This window comes from Nocardioides koreensis (assembly GCF_039531775.1).
Lineage (GTDB): Bacteria > Actinomycetota > Actinomycetes > Propionibacteriales > Nocardioidaceae > Nocardioides > Nocardioides koreensis.
The window spans coordinates 61,921-74,654 of sequence record NZ_BAAAQR010000009.1 but is presented as its reverse complement, the minus strand read 5'-3'; the positions used below and the strand labels follow the sequence as shown (position 1 = coordinate 74,654).

The following is a 12,734-nucleotide window of genomic DNA, read 5'->3' as shown; positions in this document are numbered from 1 at the left end:
CCCAGTCTTGGGGAAGGGAGGCAGACCATCCCCCCTGGTCTTGTGCAGCATGGCGGGTGCTCATGGCGCTGCCTGGGGAGGGATCTACGTTGTCCGCGAAGCTGATTCGTCATGCCCGCTGGACGGGGGCAGTCCTGGCGGGAGTGCTCGTCGCCGCGCTCGTCGCGGTCGGGCCGTCCACGTCCGCGGCCACGCAGACGAACGTGGCCTGGTCGTCGTACCTCGCGGGCTGGACCGACGAGTACATACCGACCAGCGACAACGACTGCGTCGCGGGCAGGGACAAGTGCCTCAAGGCGACGCTCAAGGAGCTGGCGCGGATCGCCGACGGCACGGCGGAGGACTGCTCGCACGACGCGATCTTCGCCCGTGCCTACCTGCGCATGACGCAGACCTACGGGTGGAGCCGGGACATCGCCGGCTACTACGAGGACGTGCCCTTCGCCAACCACCAGGACGCCGTCTTCGCGAAGTACTACACCGACGCCTACTACGCCTATCAGTCCGGCGACCGGGCCTCGGTGCCCGAGGCGTGGCGCATCACCTTCGACGCCTCGCGGGACGAGCAGGTCAGCGGCACCGGGAGCCTGCTGCTCGGGATGAACGCCCACATCAACCGCGACCTGCCGTTCGTCCTCGCCGCCGTCGGGCTGGTCGCGCCGGACGGCTCCTCGCGCAAGCCGGACTACGACGCGGTCGAGAAGTGGCTCTACACCGCCACCGAGCCGCTGGTGGCCGAGTTCGCCGCCCGCTTCGACCCCACGATCGACGACGGGTCCGACCCCTTCGGGATCAGCAACGCGGCGCTGTTCCAGCTGGTCTCCGGCTGGCGCGAGACGGCCTGGCGCAACGCCGAGGCCCTGGTGTCGGCGCCGACCCCGGAGGCACGGGACAAGGTCGCCGCGTCGATCGAGGCCGAGGCCACGGACGGGGCGAAGACGCTGCTGGCCACGCAGTCCTACGTCGCGCCCCTCACGTCGCCGGGTCCCCGGGACGAGTGGTGCGCCGCGCACCACGACGACGCGCCGCCGCTGGCCTACGACTTCGGTGCCGCGGAGCCCTACGGCTACTAGACGACGACAGGCCGTCGACCGCCCGGTCGAAGGCGGCTCGGACGCGCGGGGGCGGAAGGAGACACTGGGTGGGAGTCACCCGACGCAAGGTCGAGGACACCACGCCGCACCCGACGCACCTGCCGACGCCGCACCCGTGGCCGGCCGTGGTGCCGGCGCGTCCGGGTGACCCCCTGCTGGGGCGACGCCAGGAGCTCACCGACCTGCGGCGGACGCTGGGCTCGGCCCGGCTGGTCACGCTCACCGGGCCGGCCGGGATCGGCAAGACGACGCTGGCCCGTGCCGCCGCGGCCGACCACGAGCGGGCCCGCCGGGAGGAGACGTGGACCGTCGACCTCGCCGACCTGGTCGATCCCGACCTCCTGGGGCACTCGGTGGCCGGCGCCTTCGGGGTCCGGTTGCCGTACGGCGCTGCCGGCGCCGGCGACCTCGCCGCGGCGGTCAGCGACCGTGCCGGACTGCTGGTGCTCGACGGCTGCGCGGCGATGCTCGACGCGACGGCGGCGCTGGTGACGGTGCTGCTCACCACGGCGCCGCGGCTGCGGGTGCTGGTCACGTCCCCGCGGCAGCTCGGTGTGACCGGTGAGGTGGTGGTGCCGGTCGGGCCGCTGGCGGCCGAGGAGGCGCAGGCGCTCTTCGCCGCCCGGGCGGCCGCCGCGCTGCCGTCGTTCCGGCTCACCGAGGACAACGCGGCCGCGGTCGCGGGGCTCTGCGACGTGCTCGAGGGGGTTCCGCTCGCCGTCGAGCTGGCGGCGGCCCGGGTCCTCGTGCTGTCGCCCCGGGGCATCCTCGACCGGCTGTGCGCTCGGGAGGGTGACCGGCAGCGGCTGCTCGCCAAGGGTGCGCGGGACGCGCCGCCGCGGCAGCGGTCGCTGCGCGCGTCGCTGGAGGCGAGCAACGACCTGTGCACCCCCCAGGAGCGGCTGCTGTGGGCCCGGCTGTCGGTCTTCACCGGTGGGTTCCCCCTGGAGGCCGCCGAGGCGGTGTGCGCCGGCGACGGCATCGACGAGGCGGACGTGCTCGACCTCGTGGACGGGCTGCTGGAGAAGTCGGTGCTCACGCGCGAGGACGACGGCGCGACGTACGCGCGCTTCCGGATGCTGGAGTCGCTGCGCGAGTACGCCGCCGAGCAGCTCGGCGCGGAGCAGCAGCTGGCCGGGCGGGGCCGGCACCTGGCCTGGTGCGCCGACCTGGTCCGCGCCGCGGCGAACTCCTCCTTCGGCCCCGCGCAGGCCGAGTGGTACCGCACCCTGCGCCGCGAGCACGGCAACCTGCGCGAGGCGCTCCGCCACGCCCTCGGCACCCCCGCGGACGCGGGGAGGGCCCTGGAGATGGTGACCGCGCTGGAGCCGTACTGGACGGTGACCGGGCGGCTGAGCGAGGCCCGGCACTGGCTGGCGCGGGTGTCGGCGGTCGCCGAGGCCGACGCGGGCACCCGGGCCCGCGCGCTCGCGCTGGGGGCCTGGACGGCGACCCTGCAGGGGGAGCCGGCCACCGGTCGGTCCCTGCTGGACCAGGCAGCGGCGCTGCTCGCCGGTGGCGCCGCCGACGACGCGGTCACCGCGCGCCTGCTCGTCGCGCGCGCCGTCGAGGTCGCGTGGCAGGGCAGCCCCGCCGAGGCGCTGGCGCCGCTGGAGCAGGCCGTGGCCGCCGCACGCGCGGCCGGCGACGGGTCCCTGGAGTCCACGGCGCTGCTCGTCTGGGCCCTGAGTCGCAGCTTCACCGGTGACCTCGACGGCGCCGGTGCCGCGCTCCGGGCGTGTGTGGACCTGACCGGCCGGGCCGGGGAGGTGCACGTCCGGTCCTACGCGCTGTCCGCGCTCGGGATGCTCGCGCTGCTGCGTGGCGACCCGGACGCGGCCGCCGCCCTCGAGGTGCAGGCCCTGGAGATGACGACGGCCCTCGGTGACCGCTCGGCCACGGCGTTCGTCCTCGAGGTGCTGGCCTGGGTGGCCGCCGCCGAGCGGCGTCGGGAGCGCGCGGCGACCCTGCTCGGCGCCGCCGACGCGCTGTGGCGGCGCCTGGGCGTGGACCCGGACGGCGTGCCGTACCTGTCGGCGAACCGGCGGCACAGCGAGGAGCATGCCGGGATCGACCGCGGCGACGCCGCCTTCCGTGCGGCGTTCCGGCGCGGCGCGGCGTTGCCCGACGAGCAGGTCGTCGCCCTGGCGCTGGAGCAGGCGCCGGTCGAGGAGGAGCCGGAGGAGGTCCCGCTGACGCGCCGGGAGCTCGAGGTGGCCGGGCTGGTCGGGTGCGGGCTCTCCAACCGGGAGATCGCCGAGCAGCTGAAGATCTCCCAGCGCACCGTGGAGAGCCACGTCGAGAACACCCTGCGCAAGCTCGGCTTCGGGTCGCGCACCCAGGTGGCGGCGTGGGTGGTCGAGCGGGAGGCCCGGCACCGCTGAGCCGGTCGCAGGTCAGGCCGGCGCGGCGGTGGCAGGGGGCGCGACCTCCAGCCGGTCCGTGACTCCGCACAGGTGCATGAACCGCCAGACGAACGAGCTGGCCCGGACGACCGCGACCTCCCGGCCCTGCGCCTCGTGGATCCGGCGCAGGGTCACCAGCGCCCGGAGGCCGGCGAGGTCACAGAACCTCAGCTCACCCAGGTCGATCAGCACCATCGTCAGGTCCGGTCGCGCGGAGTAGTCGTCCCGGGGCACCTCCCCGGCGCTGCTCAGGTCGAGCTCGCCGCTGAGGGCGAGGAAGAGGCAGGGGGACTCGGGGACCAGCGAGACGTGCATGAGGCTGGGGCGCTGTGACGGCTCGGGCATCGCGGCATCACTCCGGGGGGCAGTCCGAGAAGGGCTCTGATGAACATCGATCGTGGCGCACCCCACACGATCCGGCCTCCGCGGGACTACGGAGTCGACTACGTAAGTCCCCTGCGTATCTCCCGGGCAGGCGTCAGGATCGTGGTGTGACGCGAGCTTTCGGACCGGACGCCGCCGCGGGACCTCGTCCCCCGCGAGGCCCGGTCCGCCGCTGGCTGCTGGCCCGGCCGGCAGCAAGTTCGTCGTGCTCGAGCTGGTCGACCTCGTCTTCGGTGACGCCGTGAGCCTGGGCGGGTTCATCCCCGTCACGGTGCTCGTCGTGGCCCTGCTGGCCTCCCGGGCCGGCGTACGACGCCTCGTCGACGACACCCCGGCCGCCCCCTGATCCCGACGGAGCCGGACCGCCGCCGGTCCTACCGGATCGAGTCCGCGACCGAGGAGATGGCCGCCGCCAGCAGGAAAGCCCACCCACCGGTGAGCCGCCGGGCCGGGTTGCGCGGCGCCGGCACGAGCGGCGTCGGCCCGGCCAGGAGCAGGTACGCCGCCATCCCCAGCGGCGTGGCCACGCACATCAGCCAGAACCACGCCCACCGGGTCGCCCGCCAGGGCTCGGGTGAGCCCACCAGCACCAGCAGCGTGCTCACCCAGAGGGCCAGCAGCAGCCAGGAGGTCCAGTCCGGGAGCCGCCAGCCGAGCAGGTCTGTCGACCGGTGGGTCCGGTCGACGGTGACGACCTCCAGCCCGGGCCGTACGGCCTGCAGGCGCGTGCCGAGGTCCTCGCCGATGACGGCGGTGGCCTCGCCGCGCTCGCTGCCGCGGGGTGCCCGGCCGAGAGGTCGGGCCTCGATCACCGTGGTCGTGTAGCCGAGCAGCCCGCGACGCCAGTGCACCTCCACGGTGGAGAAGCCCCGCGCCTGCGCGCTCATGCCGCCGGCGATCCGGACCTCGTGCACCTCGCCCGCCGCGACCGCGTGCTGCAGGTCCCGCAGCGACGACTGTCGTTCGCCGACCACGACGGCGATCACCACCATCAGCGCCCAGCCGAGGAGGAGGGCCAGTCGCCATCCCCGCGCGGAGGCGCTCCAGGGGTCGGGTCGTCGCGCGGTCGCCGTCTCGACGACCGTGGCCGTCATCGGACGGCCCCGTGATTCCCCCGGTGCACGAACGGATCCTAGGCCGACCGGGCGCGGCGGGGCGCCGCATGTCAGGATCGAGGCGATGGACGACATGGACTGCGACAACTGCGGCGCCCGGATGCGCTGGGAGACCTCACACTCGCGTTGCGACCGGTGCGGGTACATCCGCCCGTGCTGTGAGGGTGCCCCGGTGACGGCGAGCTGCGTGGTGCCGCGCGCCGAGTAGCGGCGGGGGACCTTCAGCCCTGTCAGCCCCCCGGGCCCGCGCACAGGGTGGACCGCATGAAGGTAGCGGAGATGGTGAACAGCGCCCGGGACGTGATCACGGTCAAGCGGGTCTACGGCGACCCGGTCGAGAAGGACGGGCTGACCGTCATCCCGGCGGCCGTCGTCTCGGGCGGCGCGGGTGGCGGTACCGGCCACGACGAGAAGGGTGGCGAGGGCGAGGGCGGCGGCTTCGGAGTGGCCAGCCGTCCGGCCGGCGCCTACGTGATCAAGGGCGGGCAGGTCAGCTGGCGGCCCGCGGTGGACGTCAACCGGATCATCACGATCGTCGGCGCGGTGCTGATCGCGTACCTGATCAGCCGGCCGCGGATGGTCCGGGCCCGCTCGGCCGCGGCCAAGTGGCAGATGCTCGCCGAGCGTCGACGGGCCAGGGCGCGCGCCTGAGGTGCGCGCCTGAGGGGTGCGCGTCTGTTTTGAACAAACGTTCGTTCAAAACAGACGAGGGTGTGCCCGCCGCGCACCAAGCCGGTGTCCGGTGCCGGGGCTAGGGCCCAGCCCATGGCGCTGCTGAACAAGGCAACCCTGACCCCGTCCAAGCGCGAGCTGAGGGACGCCTGGCTGCCGACCCGGCCCTGGGCCACGGGGGAAGCGGCGGACCTGCGGCCCGTGGTCGCCTACCGGTTCGACGACCCGGCCGGCGAGGTCGGCCTCGAGGGTTTCCTGCTGGGTGGCGTCGACGGGTCGGTGCTGCTGGCCGGCGTACGCGCCTAGTCGAGGCCGAGCAGCCTTGGCAGGTCCTCACGCAGGTGCGCGGGCTGCAGCCCGAGGTCGTGGAAGTCGTCCACGCCGGCCCACACCAGCTCGAAGCTGTTGTCGGGGCCGTGCGCCTCGAGCTCCGGCCCGGACAGCGCGGGCGAGCCCTCCACGTCGGTCATCAGGAAGTAGCGCGCCTCCCGGCCGTCGTGCTCGGCCTCGAGGAGCTCGAAGTCCACGCGGGCCTGCAGGGTGCTCTCCTCCCACAGCTCGCGGACCGCGGCCTGCTCGAAGGTCTCCCCGGGCTCGACGCTCCCGCCGGGCAGCACGGCGTAGTCCCGGCCGGCGCGGTGCCGCTTGATCACCAGCAGCTCGCGGCCGCGTCGTACGACGGCGACCGCGCGCGGTCCGGGCGGGGCGGGGTCGGCGTTCACGCCGGAGAATGTGTCACAGAACACGCGGCCCGTCAGGAAGCCTGGGTCTCCTCGTCGCCGGCCACCCCGATCACGTTGGTGATCACCTCCGCGAACCGCCGGGGGTCGGCGAGCAGCCAGCTGTGGTTGCCCGGGACGGTGACCACCTCGGGGCCACCGAGCGCGACCGCCAGGGACTCCGCGCACGCCCAGGGGAGCACGCTGTCGTCGCGGCCCCAGACGATGACGACGGGCAGCCCGCGCTGCTTGAGCTCCTCCAGCTCCTCGGCCAGGTTGGCGTCGCGGGCCAGGCGGCCCACCTTCCACAGCGTCGTGGGGTGCAGCAGGAAGTTCGGCACCGCGTCGGCGGCGATCACCGGCACCACCCGGGTGAAGGCGCGCACCGAGAGCGCGTGCGCGGCCAGGTGCAGCCCCCAGTCCCAGATCGGCCGGTCCGCCAGCAGCACCGGCAGCTCCCCGCGGTTGGCCCACACCGACCCGCCGATCGAGTTGACCAGGACCAGCTGCGCGACGACGTCGGGGTGGTCGTGGGCCGTGCGCAGGGCCACGCCACCGCCGAACGAGTGGCCGACCAGGGTGACCGGCTCCTCCACGCCGAGCTCGGTGAGGAACGCGGCGACCCAGTCGGCGTACCCCTCGAGGCTGAACTGCTCGGCCGGGAGCGGGACGGTGCCGCCGAACCCGGGCAGCGCCGGCGCGAGCACCCGGACCCCGCGGCCGACCAGCCGCTCCAGGCCGTGCCGGTAGGTGCGGTGCGAGAGGCCCCAGCCGTGCAGGAAGACCACCGGCGGGCCGTTGCCGGCGACGCCGTACGACGCCGGCCGGCCTCCGACCAGCATCGTGCGCCAGGTCATCTGTGTCCTCATGCTCGGACCTCCTCGTCGAGGGCCCGAGCCTCTGAGCCGAGTGTGACGCGGTGTCGCGTGTCACAGGGGGTCCGGAAGTCCCGAACTGAGGGACCTGTGGGCACCTGTCAACGAGTGAGGAATGCGATGCAGGAGCGCATCGTGCGCAGCTGCGGGTAGTCGTCCTCGTCGATCCGGACCCCGGTCGTGGAGCTGAGCTGCTCGACGAAGGAGAGGAAGTCGAGGGAGTCCAGCTCCAGCTCGGAGCGCAGGACGCCGTCGTCGCCGACCTCCTCGAGGTCGGCGTCCGGGACGATCCGCAGCAGCGCGTCGGCAACGGCCTCGCGGGCCCGGGCGTCGGTGAGCGTGGTGGGGTCGGGCATGGTCACAGGTCCTCCGGGTGCTGGAGACGCTCGTCGACGGCCGCGAGGAAGCGGCCGCCGGTGAAGCCGTCGGTGGCGCGGTGGTCGGCGGCGAGGGTGGCCACCGTCAGCGGGCGGACGCCGAGCAGCCCGTCGACGGCCCACGGCCGGTCGGCGACCCGGCCGAAGCCGACCAGCGCCACCTGGGGCGGGTAGATCACGCCGTGCACCGACTCCACCCCCTGCTCGCCGAGGTTGGTCACGGTGAGGGTGGGGTCGCTCAGCTCGGCGCGGCGGAGCCGGCCGGCGCGGGCCCGGGTGACGAGGTCGCGCATCCCGGCCATCAGCTCCTCGACGCTGCGGGTGTCGGCGTCGTGCAGCGCCGGGGCGACGAGCCCGCCGCCGCGCAGCGAGATCGCGACCCCGACGTGGATCCCGGCGCCGGGCCGGAACCCGTCGTCGACCCAGAAGCCGTTGAGCGCCGGGTTCGCGGCCGCGGCGAGCGCGGTCGCCTTGAGCAGCAGGGCCGCGGGGACGAGGCGCTCGGTGACGGGCAGGTCGCGGTTGCGCTCGCGCATCCAGGCCAGCGCTCGGTCGAGGTCGATGGTGGCGGTGAGGTAGTAGTGCGGGATCTCCCGCTTGGACCGGGCCATCACGGTCGCGATCGTGCGGCGCATCTCCTCGCGGCGCGCGGCCTGGCTGGACGCCGGGGGCTTCGCGGCCTTGGCCTCCGGGGTGGTGGGCTCCGGGGTGGCGGGCGTCGTGGGCTGCTCGGCCTGCGCGGCCGCTGCCCGCACGTCGGCGGCCCGGACCGGTCGCGTCGACGGGGCCGGCACCTGGTCGAGGTCGACGCCGAGCTCGCGGGCCAGCCGCCGGGCGTACGGCGTGACGCGGGCGGCCCGCGGCTCCGGGTGCGCGGCGGCGCGGTCGACGTCGGCGCGGGTGATGGCGCCGCCGCGGCCGGTGCCGCTGACGGTGGTGAGGTCGACGCCGAGCTTCTCGGCCTCGCGGCGCACCAGCGGTGAGCTCACGTGCGGCGCGTGCGGTGGGTGCGGCGCGTGCGGTGCCTGCGCAGCGTGGTGCGGTGGGTGCGGTGCGGCGACGACGGCGGCCGCGGGTGCCGGGGCCGGCGCCGCGGCGGCCGGCACCTTCTCGGCGCCCAGCGGCGCCATGGTGGCCAGCACCGCCCCGACCGGGACCCGGGTGCCGGGCTCGACCACCAGGTCCTGCACCACGCCGTCGGCGAAGCTCTCGACCTCGACCGCCGCCTTGGAGGTGTCGACGACCGCGAGGAGGTCGCCCTTGTGCACGCTGTCGCCGGGCTTGACCAGCCACTCCAGCAGCGTGCCCTCGTCCATGTCCGCGCCCAGCGACGGCATCGTGAAGTCGCTCATCCAGCCTCCCGGGTGCGCCGCGCGGCCGCCGCGATCGTCTCCGGCTGGGGCAACGCCGCCTCCTCGAGGTGCCGCGGGTAGGGCAGCGGGACCTCGGCGGTGCAGACCCGCTCGACGGGGGCGTCGAGCTCGTAGAACGCCTGCTCGGTGATCCGTGCGCTGATCTCGGCGGAGAGGCTGCCGCTGCGCCAGCCCTCGTCCACGACGACGGCGGCGTGGGTGCGGCGTACCGACGCCAGGATCGTCGCGTCGTCCAGCGGCCGGAGCGTGCGCAGGTCGATCACCTCGGCCGAGACGCCCTCGGCCGCCAGCTGCTCGGCGGCGGTCAGCGCCTTGGCGACGCAGCCGCCGTACGCGACGACCGTGACGTCGTCGCCGGCCCGCCGCACCGCCGCGCGGTCGATGTCCACCGCTCCGGCGTCCTCGGCCAGCTCGCCCTTGAGGTTGTAGAGCGAGCCGTGCTCGAAGATCAGCACCGGGTCCGGGTCGGCCAGCGCGGTCGCGAGCATCCCGCGCGCGTCCTCCAGGGTCGTCGGGGCGAGGACCCGCAGCCCGGGGATGTGCGCGTACCACCCCTCCAGGCTGTGCGAGTGCTGCGCGGCGAGCTGGCGACCGGCGCCGGTGGTCATCCGGATCACCAGCGGCACGTTGAACTGGCCGCCCGACATGTGCAGCAGCGAGGCCGCGTTGTTGAGGATCTGGTCGAGCGCCAGCAGGCTGAAGTTGACGGTCATGATCTCGACGATCGGCCGCATCCCGCCGATCGCGGCGCCGATGCCGGCGCCGACGAACGCCGACTCCGACAGTGGAGTGTCCCGGATCCGCTCCGGGCCGAACTCCTCCAGCAGCCCGAGGCTGACCGCGAAGCAGCCGCCGTAGCTGCCGACGTCCTCGCCCATCAGGAAGACCCGGTCGTCGGCGCGCATCGCCTCCCGCATCGCGGCGCGCATCGCCTCGCGGTACGTCGTCTCCACGGTCGGCACCGGTCACGCACCGCCCGCCGGGCTGGTCACGAAGCGGGTCAGGTCCTCGACCGGCTCCTCCGGCGCCTGGTCCGCCGCCTCGACCGCTCGGTCCAGCAGCGCGGCGACCTCCGCCTCGAGCGCGGCCAGCTCCTCGTCGTCGAGCTGGCCCTCCTTCTGCATCAGCTCCTGGAAGCCGAGCAGCGGGTCGTGGGCCCGCCAGGCCGCGACCTCCTCCTTGGTGCGGTACCGGTCCGGGTCGTACATCGAGTGCGCCCGGAACCGGTAGGTGCGCAGCTCCAGGAACACCGGCGCGCCGCCGCCGCGGATCTCCTCGACCGCCCGGGTCGCGGCGTCCTCGACGGCCAGGACGTCCATCCCGTCGACCGGCCAGGCCGCCATGCCGTACGACGAGGCACGCAGCGCGAGGTCGGTCTGCGCGTGCTCCTTGGCCAGCGCGGTGCCCATGGCGTAGCGGTTGTTCTCGCAGCAGAAGAGGACCGGCAGCCGCCACAGGGCGGCCAGGTTCATCGCCTCGTGGAACTCGCCCTCGGCCACCGCGCCGTCGCCGAAGAAGCACACGGTCACCCGGTCCCGGCCCTGCATCCGGTCCGCGAGCGCAAGCCCGACGGCCAGCGGGATGCCGCCGGCGACGACGGCGTTGCCGCCCACGAAGCTGGTCTCCTTGTGGAACAGGTGCATCGAGCCGCCGCGACCGCGGCTGCACCCGGTCTGCCGGCCGAACATCTCCGCCATCACCGCGTCCAGCGGGACCCCACGCGCCAGGGCGTGCCCGTGCTCGCGGTAGGTCGAGACCACCGCGTCGTCGGGCCGCAGCGCCGACATCACCCCGGTGGCCACGGCCTCCTCGCCGACGTAGAGGTGCAGGAAGCCGCGGATCCGGGTGGCGCTGTAGAGCTCGGCGCAGAGCTCCTCGAAGCGCCGGATCAGCAGCATCGTGCGCAGCAGCTCCTGGTGGTGCTTGGTCTGCGGGGCCTGGGCGCTCACGGGGTCCGCTCCAGGGTCGACAGGTCCCCCTCGGGGAGCCCGAGCTCGCGGGCCTTGAGCAGGCGCCGCATCACCTTGCCGCTGCTGGTGTGCGGCAGGTGCTGGTCGAAGTCGATCTCCTTGGGCGCCAGCCCGCCGAGCCGGCGGCGCCCGAACGCGAGCAGCTCCCGGCGCAGGTCCTCGGTCGGCTCGAACCCGTGGCGCAGCGTCACGAACGCCTTGACCACCTCCCCGGCGACCGGGTCGGGCTTGCCGATCACCCCGGACTCGACGACGGCGGGGTGCTCCATCAGCGCGGTCTCCACCTCGAACGGGCCGATCAGGTGGCCGGCGGACTTGATCACGTCGTCGGCGCGGCCGACGAACCAGACGTAGCCGTCCTCGTCGGTGCGGGCGAGGTCCCCGCTGAGGTACCAGCCGCCGGCGAAGCAGGCCCGGTAGCGCTCCTCCTCGCCGAGGTAGCCGCGGAACATCGACGGCCAGCCCGGCCGCAGCGCGAGCTCCCCGGTCACCCCGGGCTCGGCGACCCGCGCCTCCCCGTCCTCGACGAGCGCCCGGCCGTCCTCCCCGCGGACCAGCACCGCGGCCTCGATGCCGGGCATCGGCCGGCCCATCGAGCCGGGCCGGATCTCCATGCCGGGGTAGTTGCTGACCATGATCGCGCCGGTCTCGGTCTGCCACCAGTTGTCGTGGATCGGCTTGCCGTAGGCCTCCAGCCCCCAGGTGACGACCTCGGGGTTGAGGGCCTCGCCGACGCTCGCGATGTGGCGCAGGACCGAGAGGTCGTGCGTCTGCGCCGCGTCCGCGCCGTACTTGAGCAGCATCCGCAGGGCGGTGGGTGCGGTGTACCAGACGTTGACCCGGTGCACCTCCAGGAGCCGGTACCAGGCCCGGGCGTCGAACTCTCCGGCGTAGCTGATCAGCGTGGCGCCGTGCGTGAGCGGCGCGATGATGCCGTACGACGTGCCGGTCACCCAGCCCGGGTCGGCGGTGCACCAGAAGACGTCGCCGGGGTGGAGGTCGAGGGCGAACCGGGCCGTGGCGTGGTGGGCGACGACGGCCTCGTGCACGTGGACCGCGCCCTTGGGCTTGCCGGTGGTGCCGCTGGTGAAGTGCAGCAGCGCCGGGTCCTCGGGGTCGGTCGGGGGGATCGTGAACTCCTCGGAGGCGAGGGCCATCAGGCCGGTGAGGCTGGCGGTGCGCTCGTCGGTCGGCTCGCCCACCACCAGCACGTGCTCCAGCGACGGCAGGTCGTCGAGCAGCCCGGCCACCTTGCGCCGGTGCAGCGAGGGGGTGGTGACCAGGACGCGGGCGCCGCTGAGGCGCAGCCGCTCCCGGATCGGCTCGGGGCCGAAGGAGGAGAACAGGGGCGAGAACACCGCGCCCCGCTTGAGCGTGCCCATCGCGGCGACGTACTGCTCCTGCTGGCGCCCGAGCAGGGTCATCACCCGGTCGCCCTTGCCGATGCCGAGGTCGGTCAGCACGTTGGCGAACCGGTTGGTCTCCCGGCGCAGCTGCTCGTACGTCGTGGTGCTGACGACCCCGTCCTCCTCGACGCAGCGCAGCGCGACCCGGCCGCCGTCGCCCGCGTCGACGTGCCGGTCGACCGCCTCGTACGCGATGTTGAGGCCGCGCTCGCCGGGCAGCCCGGCCAGCTCGGCCCGGGCCTGCTCCCAGGTGAAGGTGCGGCGGAGCTCGTCGTACGACGGCGAGGTCAGGTGCGGCACGTGCGGCTCCTTCCGGGTGCCGCCAGTCAACGGGGCGGCGCCGG

At 74.4% G+C, this 12,734-nt stretch carries 14 protein-coding genes; 5 read left to right on the top strand and 9 right to left on the bottom strand.

Going from position 1 to position 12,734, the window contains the following annotated elements; genetic code table 11:
• The first annotated feature begins 89 nt into the window (after nucleotides 1-89).
• Together ABD268_RS14830 and ABD268_RS14825 are read left to right on the top strand one after the other, a co-directional pair.
• Nucleotides 90-1,073 carry a DUF5995 family protein gene (locus tag ABD268_RS14830; protein ID WP_344153685.1) on the top strand — a complete coding sequence of 328 codons (984 nt, stop codon included), beginning with the start codon at nucleotides 90-92 and terminating at the stop codon, nucleotides 1,071-1,073.
• A 68-nt stretch (nucleotides 1,074-1,141) separates the two neighbouring features.
• Complete coding sequence (locus ABD268_RS14825) at nucleotides 1,142-3,478, top strand: helix-turn-helix transcriptional regulator (protein ID WP_344153682.1); 2,337 nt, start codon at nucleotides 1,142-1,144, stop codon at nucleotides 3,476-3,478.
• Nucleotides 3,479-3,490: 12 nt separating this feature from the next.
• On the opposite strand, the gene ABD268_RS14820 is transcribed toward ABD268_RS14825, so the two are convergent.
• The gene (locus tag ABD268_RS14820; protein WP_344153679.1) at nucleotides 3,491-3,844 is read right to left on the bottom strand and encodes an STAS domain-containing protein; all 354 of its coding nucleotides are present in this window, start codon (nucleotides 3,842-3,844) and stop codon (nucleotides 3,491-3,493) included.
• 244 nt (nucleotides 3,845-4,088) lie between these two features.
• Between ABD268_RS14820 and ABD268_RS14815 the strand changes: the two genes are divergently transcribed.
• The gene (locus tag ABD268_RS14815; RefSeq protein ID WP_344153676.1) at nucleotides 4,089-4,229 is read left to right on the top strand and encodes a hypothetical protein; all 141 of its coding nucleotides are present in this window, start codon (nucleotides 4,089-4,091) and stop codon (nucleotides 4,227-4,229) included.
• A 28-nt stretch (nucleotides 4,230-4,257) separates the two neighbouring features.
• Here ABD268_RS14815 and ABD268_RS14810 read toward each other — a convergent pair whose 3' ends face one another.
• On the bottom strand, nucleotides 4,258-4,977 hold the full coding sequence (locus ABD268_RS14810; RefSeq protein ID WP_344153672.1) for a hypothetical protein: 720 nt from the start codon (nucleotides 4,975-4,977) through the stop codon (nucleotides 4,258-4,260).
• A gap of 285 nt (nucleotides 4,978-5,262) precedes the next feature.
• Here ABD268_RS14810 and ABD268_RS14805 point away from each other — a divergent pair, with 285 nt between their 5' ends.
• Both ABD268_RS14805 and ABD268_RS14800 read left to right on the top strand, forming a co-directional pair.
• On the top strand, nucleotides 5,263-5,649 hold the full coding sequence (locus ABD268_RS14805) for a spore germination protein GerW family protein (RefSeq protein WP_344153670.1): 387 nt from the start codon (nucleotides 5,263-5,265) through the stop codon (nucleotides 5,647-5,649).
• Nucleotides 5,650-5,763: 114 nt separating this feature from the next.
• Complete coding sequence (locus ABD268_RS14800) at nucleotides 5,764-5,976, top strand: maltokinase N-terminal cap-like domain-containing protein (RefSeq protein WP_344153667.1); 213 nt, start codon at nucleotides 5,764-5,766, stop codon at nucleotides 5,974-5,976.
• On the opposite strand, the gene ABD268_RS14795 is transcribed toward ABD268_RS14800, so the two are convergent.
• The 7 genes from ABD268_RS14795 to acsA all read right to left on the bottom strand — a co-directional run bounded on the left by ABD268_RS14795 (nucleotide 5,973) and on the right by acsA (nucleotide 12,690).
• Nucleotides 5,973-6,392 carry an NUDIX domain-containing protein gene (locus ABD268_RS14795; protein WP_344153664.1) on the bottom strand — a complete coding sequence of 140 codons (420 nt, stop codon included), beginning with the start codon at nucleotides 6,390-6,392 and terminating at the stop codon, nucleotides 5,973-5,975. The genes ABD268_RS14800 and ABD268_RS14795 overlap by 4 nt on opposite strands.
• Nucleotides 6,393-6,424: 32 nt before the next feature.
• On the bottom strand, nucleotides 6,425-7,258 hold the full coding sequence (locus ABD268_RS14790) for an alpha/beta fold hydrolase (protein ID WP_344153661.1): 834 nt from the start codon (nucleotides 7,256-7,258) through the stop codon (nucleotides 6,425-6,427).
• A gap of 107 nt (nucleotides 7,259-7,365) precedes the next feature.
• The gene (locus tag ABD268_RS14785; protein WP_344153658.1) at nucleotides 7,366-7,620 is read right to left on the bottom strand and encodes an acyl carrier protein; all 255 of its coding nucleotides are present in this window, start codon (nucleotides 7,618-7,620) and stop codon (nucleotides 7,366-7,368) included.
• Nucleotides 7,621-7,622: 2 nt separating this feature from the next.
• A complete protein-coding gene (locus tag ABD268_RS14780; RefSeq protein WP_344153655.1) occupies nucleotides 7,623-8,993 on the bottom strand; it encodes a 2-oxo acid dehydrogenase subunit E2 in 1,371 nt (456 codons plus the stop codon).
• Entirely contained in the window at nucleotides 8,990-9,976 is a 987-nt protein-coding gene (locus ABD268_RS14775; protein WP_344153652.1) for an alpha-ketoacid dehydrogenase subunit beta, read from the bottom strand. Before ABD268_RS14775 ends, ABD268_RS14780 begins: the two co-directional genes overlap by 4 nt.
• A 3-nt stretch (nucleotides 9,977-9,979) precedes the next feature.
• On the bottom strand, nucleotides 9,980-10,963 hold the full coding sequence (gene pdhA / locus ABD268_RS14770) for a pyruvate dehydrogenase (acetyl-transferring) E1 component subunit alpha (protein ID WP_344153650.1): 984 nt from the start codon (nucleotides 10,961-10,963) through the stop codon (nucleotides 9,980-9,982).
• On the bottom strand, nucleotides 10,960-12,690 hold the full coding sequence (gene acsA, locus ABD268_RS14765) for an acetate--CoA ligase (RefSeq protein WP_344153649.1): 1,731 nt from the start codon (nucleotides 12,688-12,690) through the stop codon (nucleotides 10,960-10,962). Before acsA ends, pdhA begins: the two co-directional genes overlap by 4 nt.
• Between the last annotated feature and the right edge of the window lie 44 nt (nucleotides 12,691-12,734).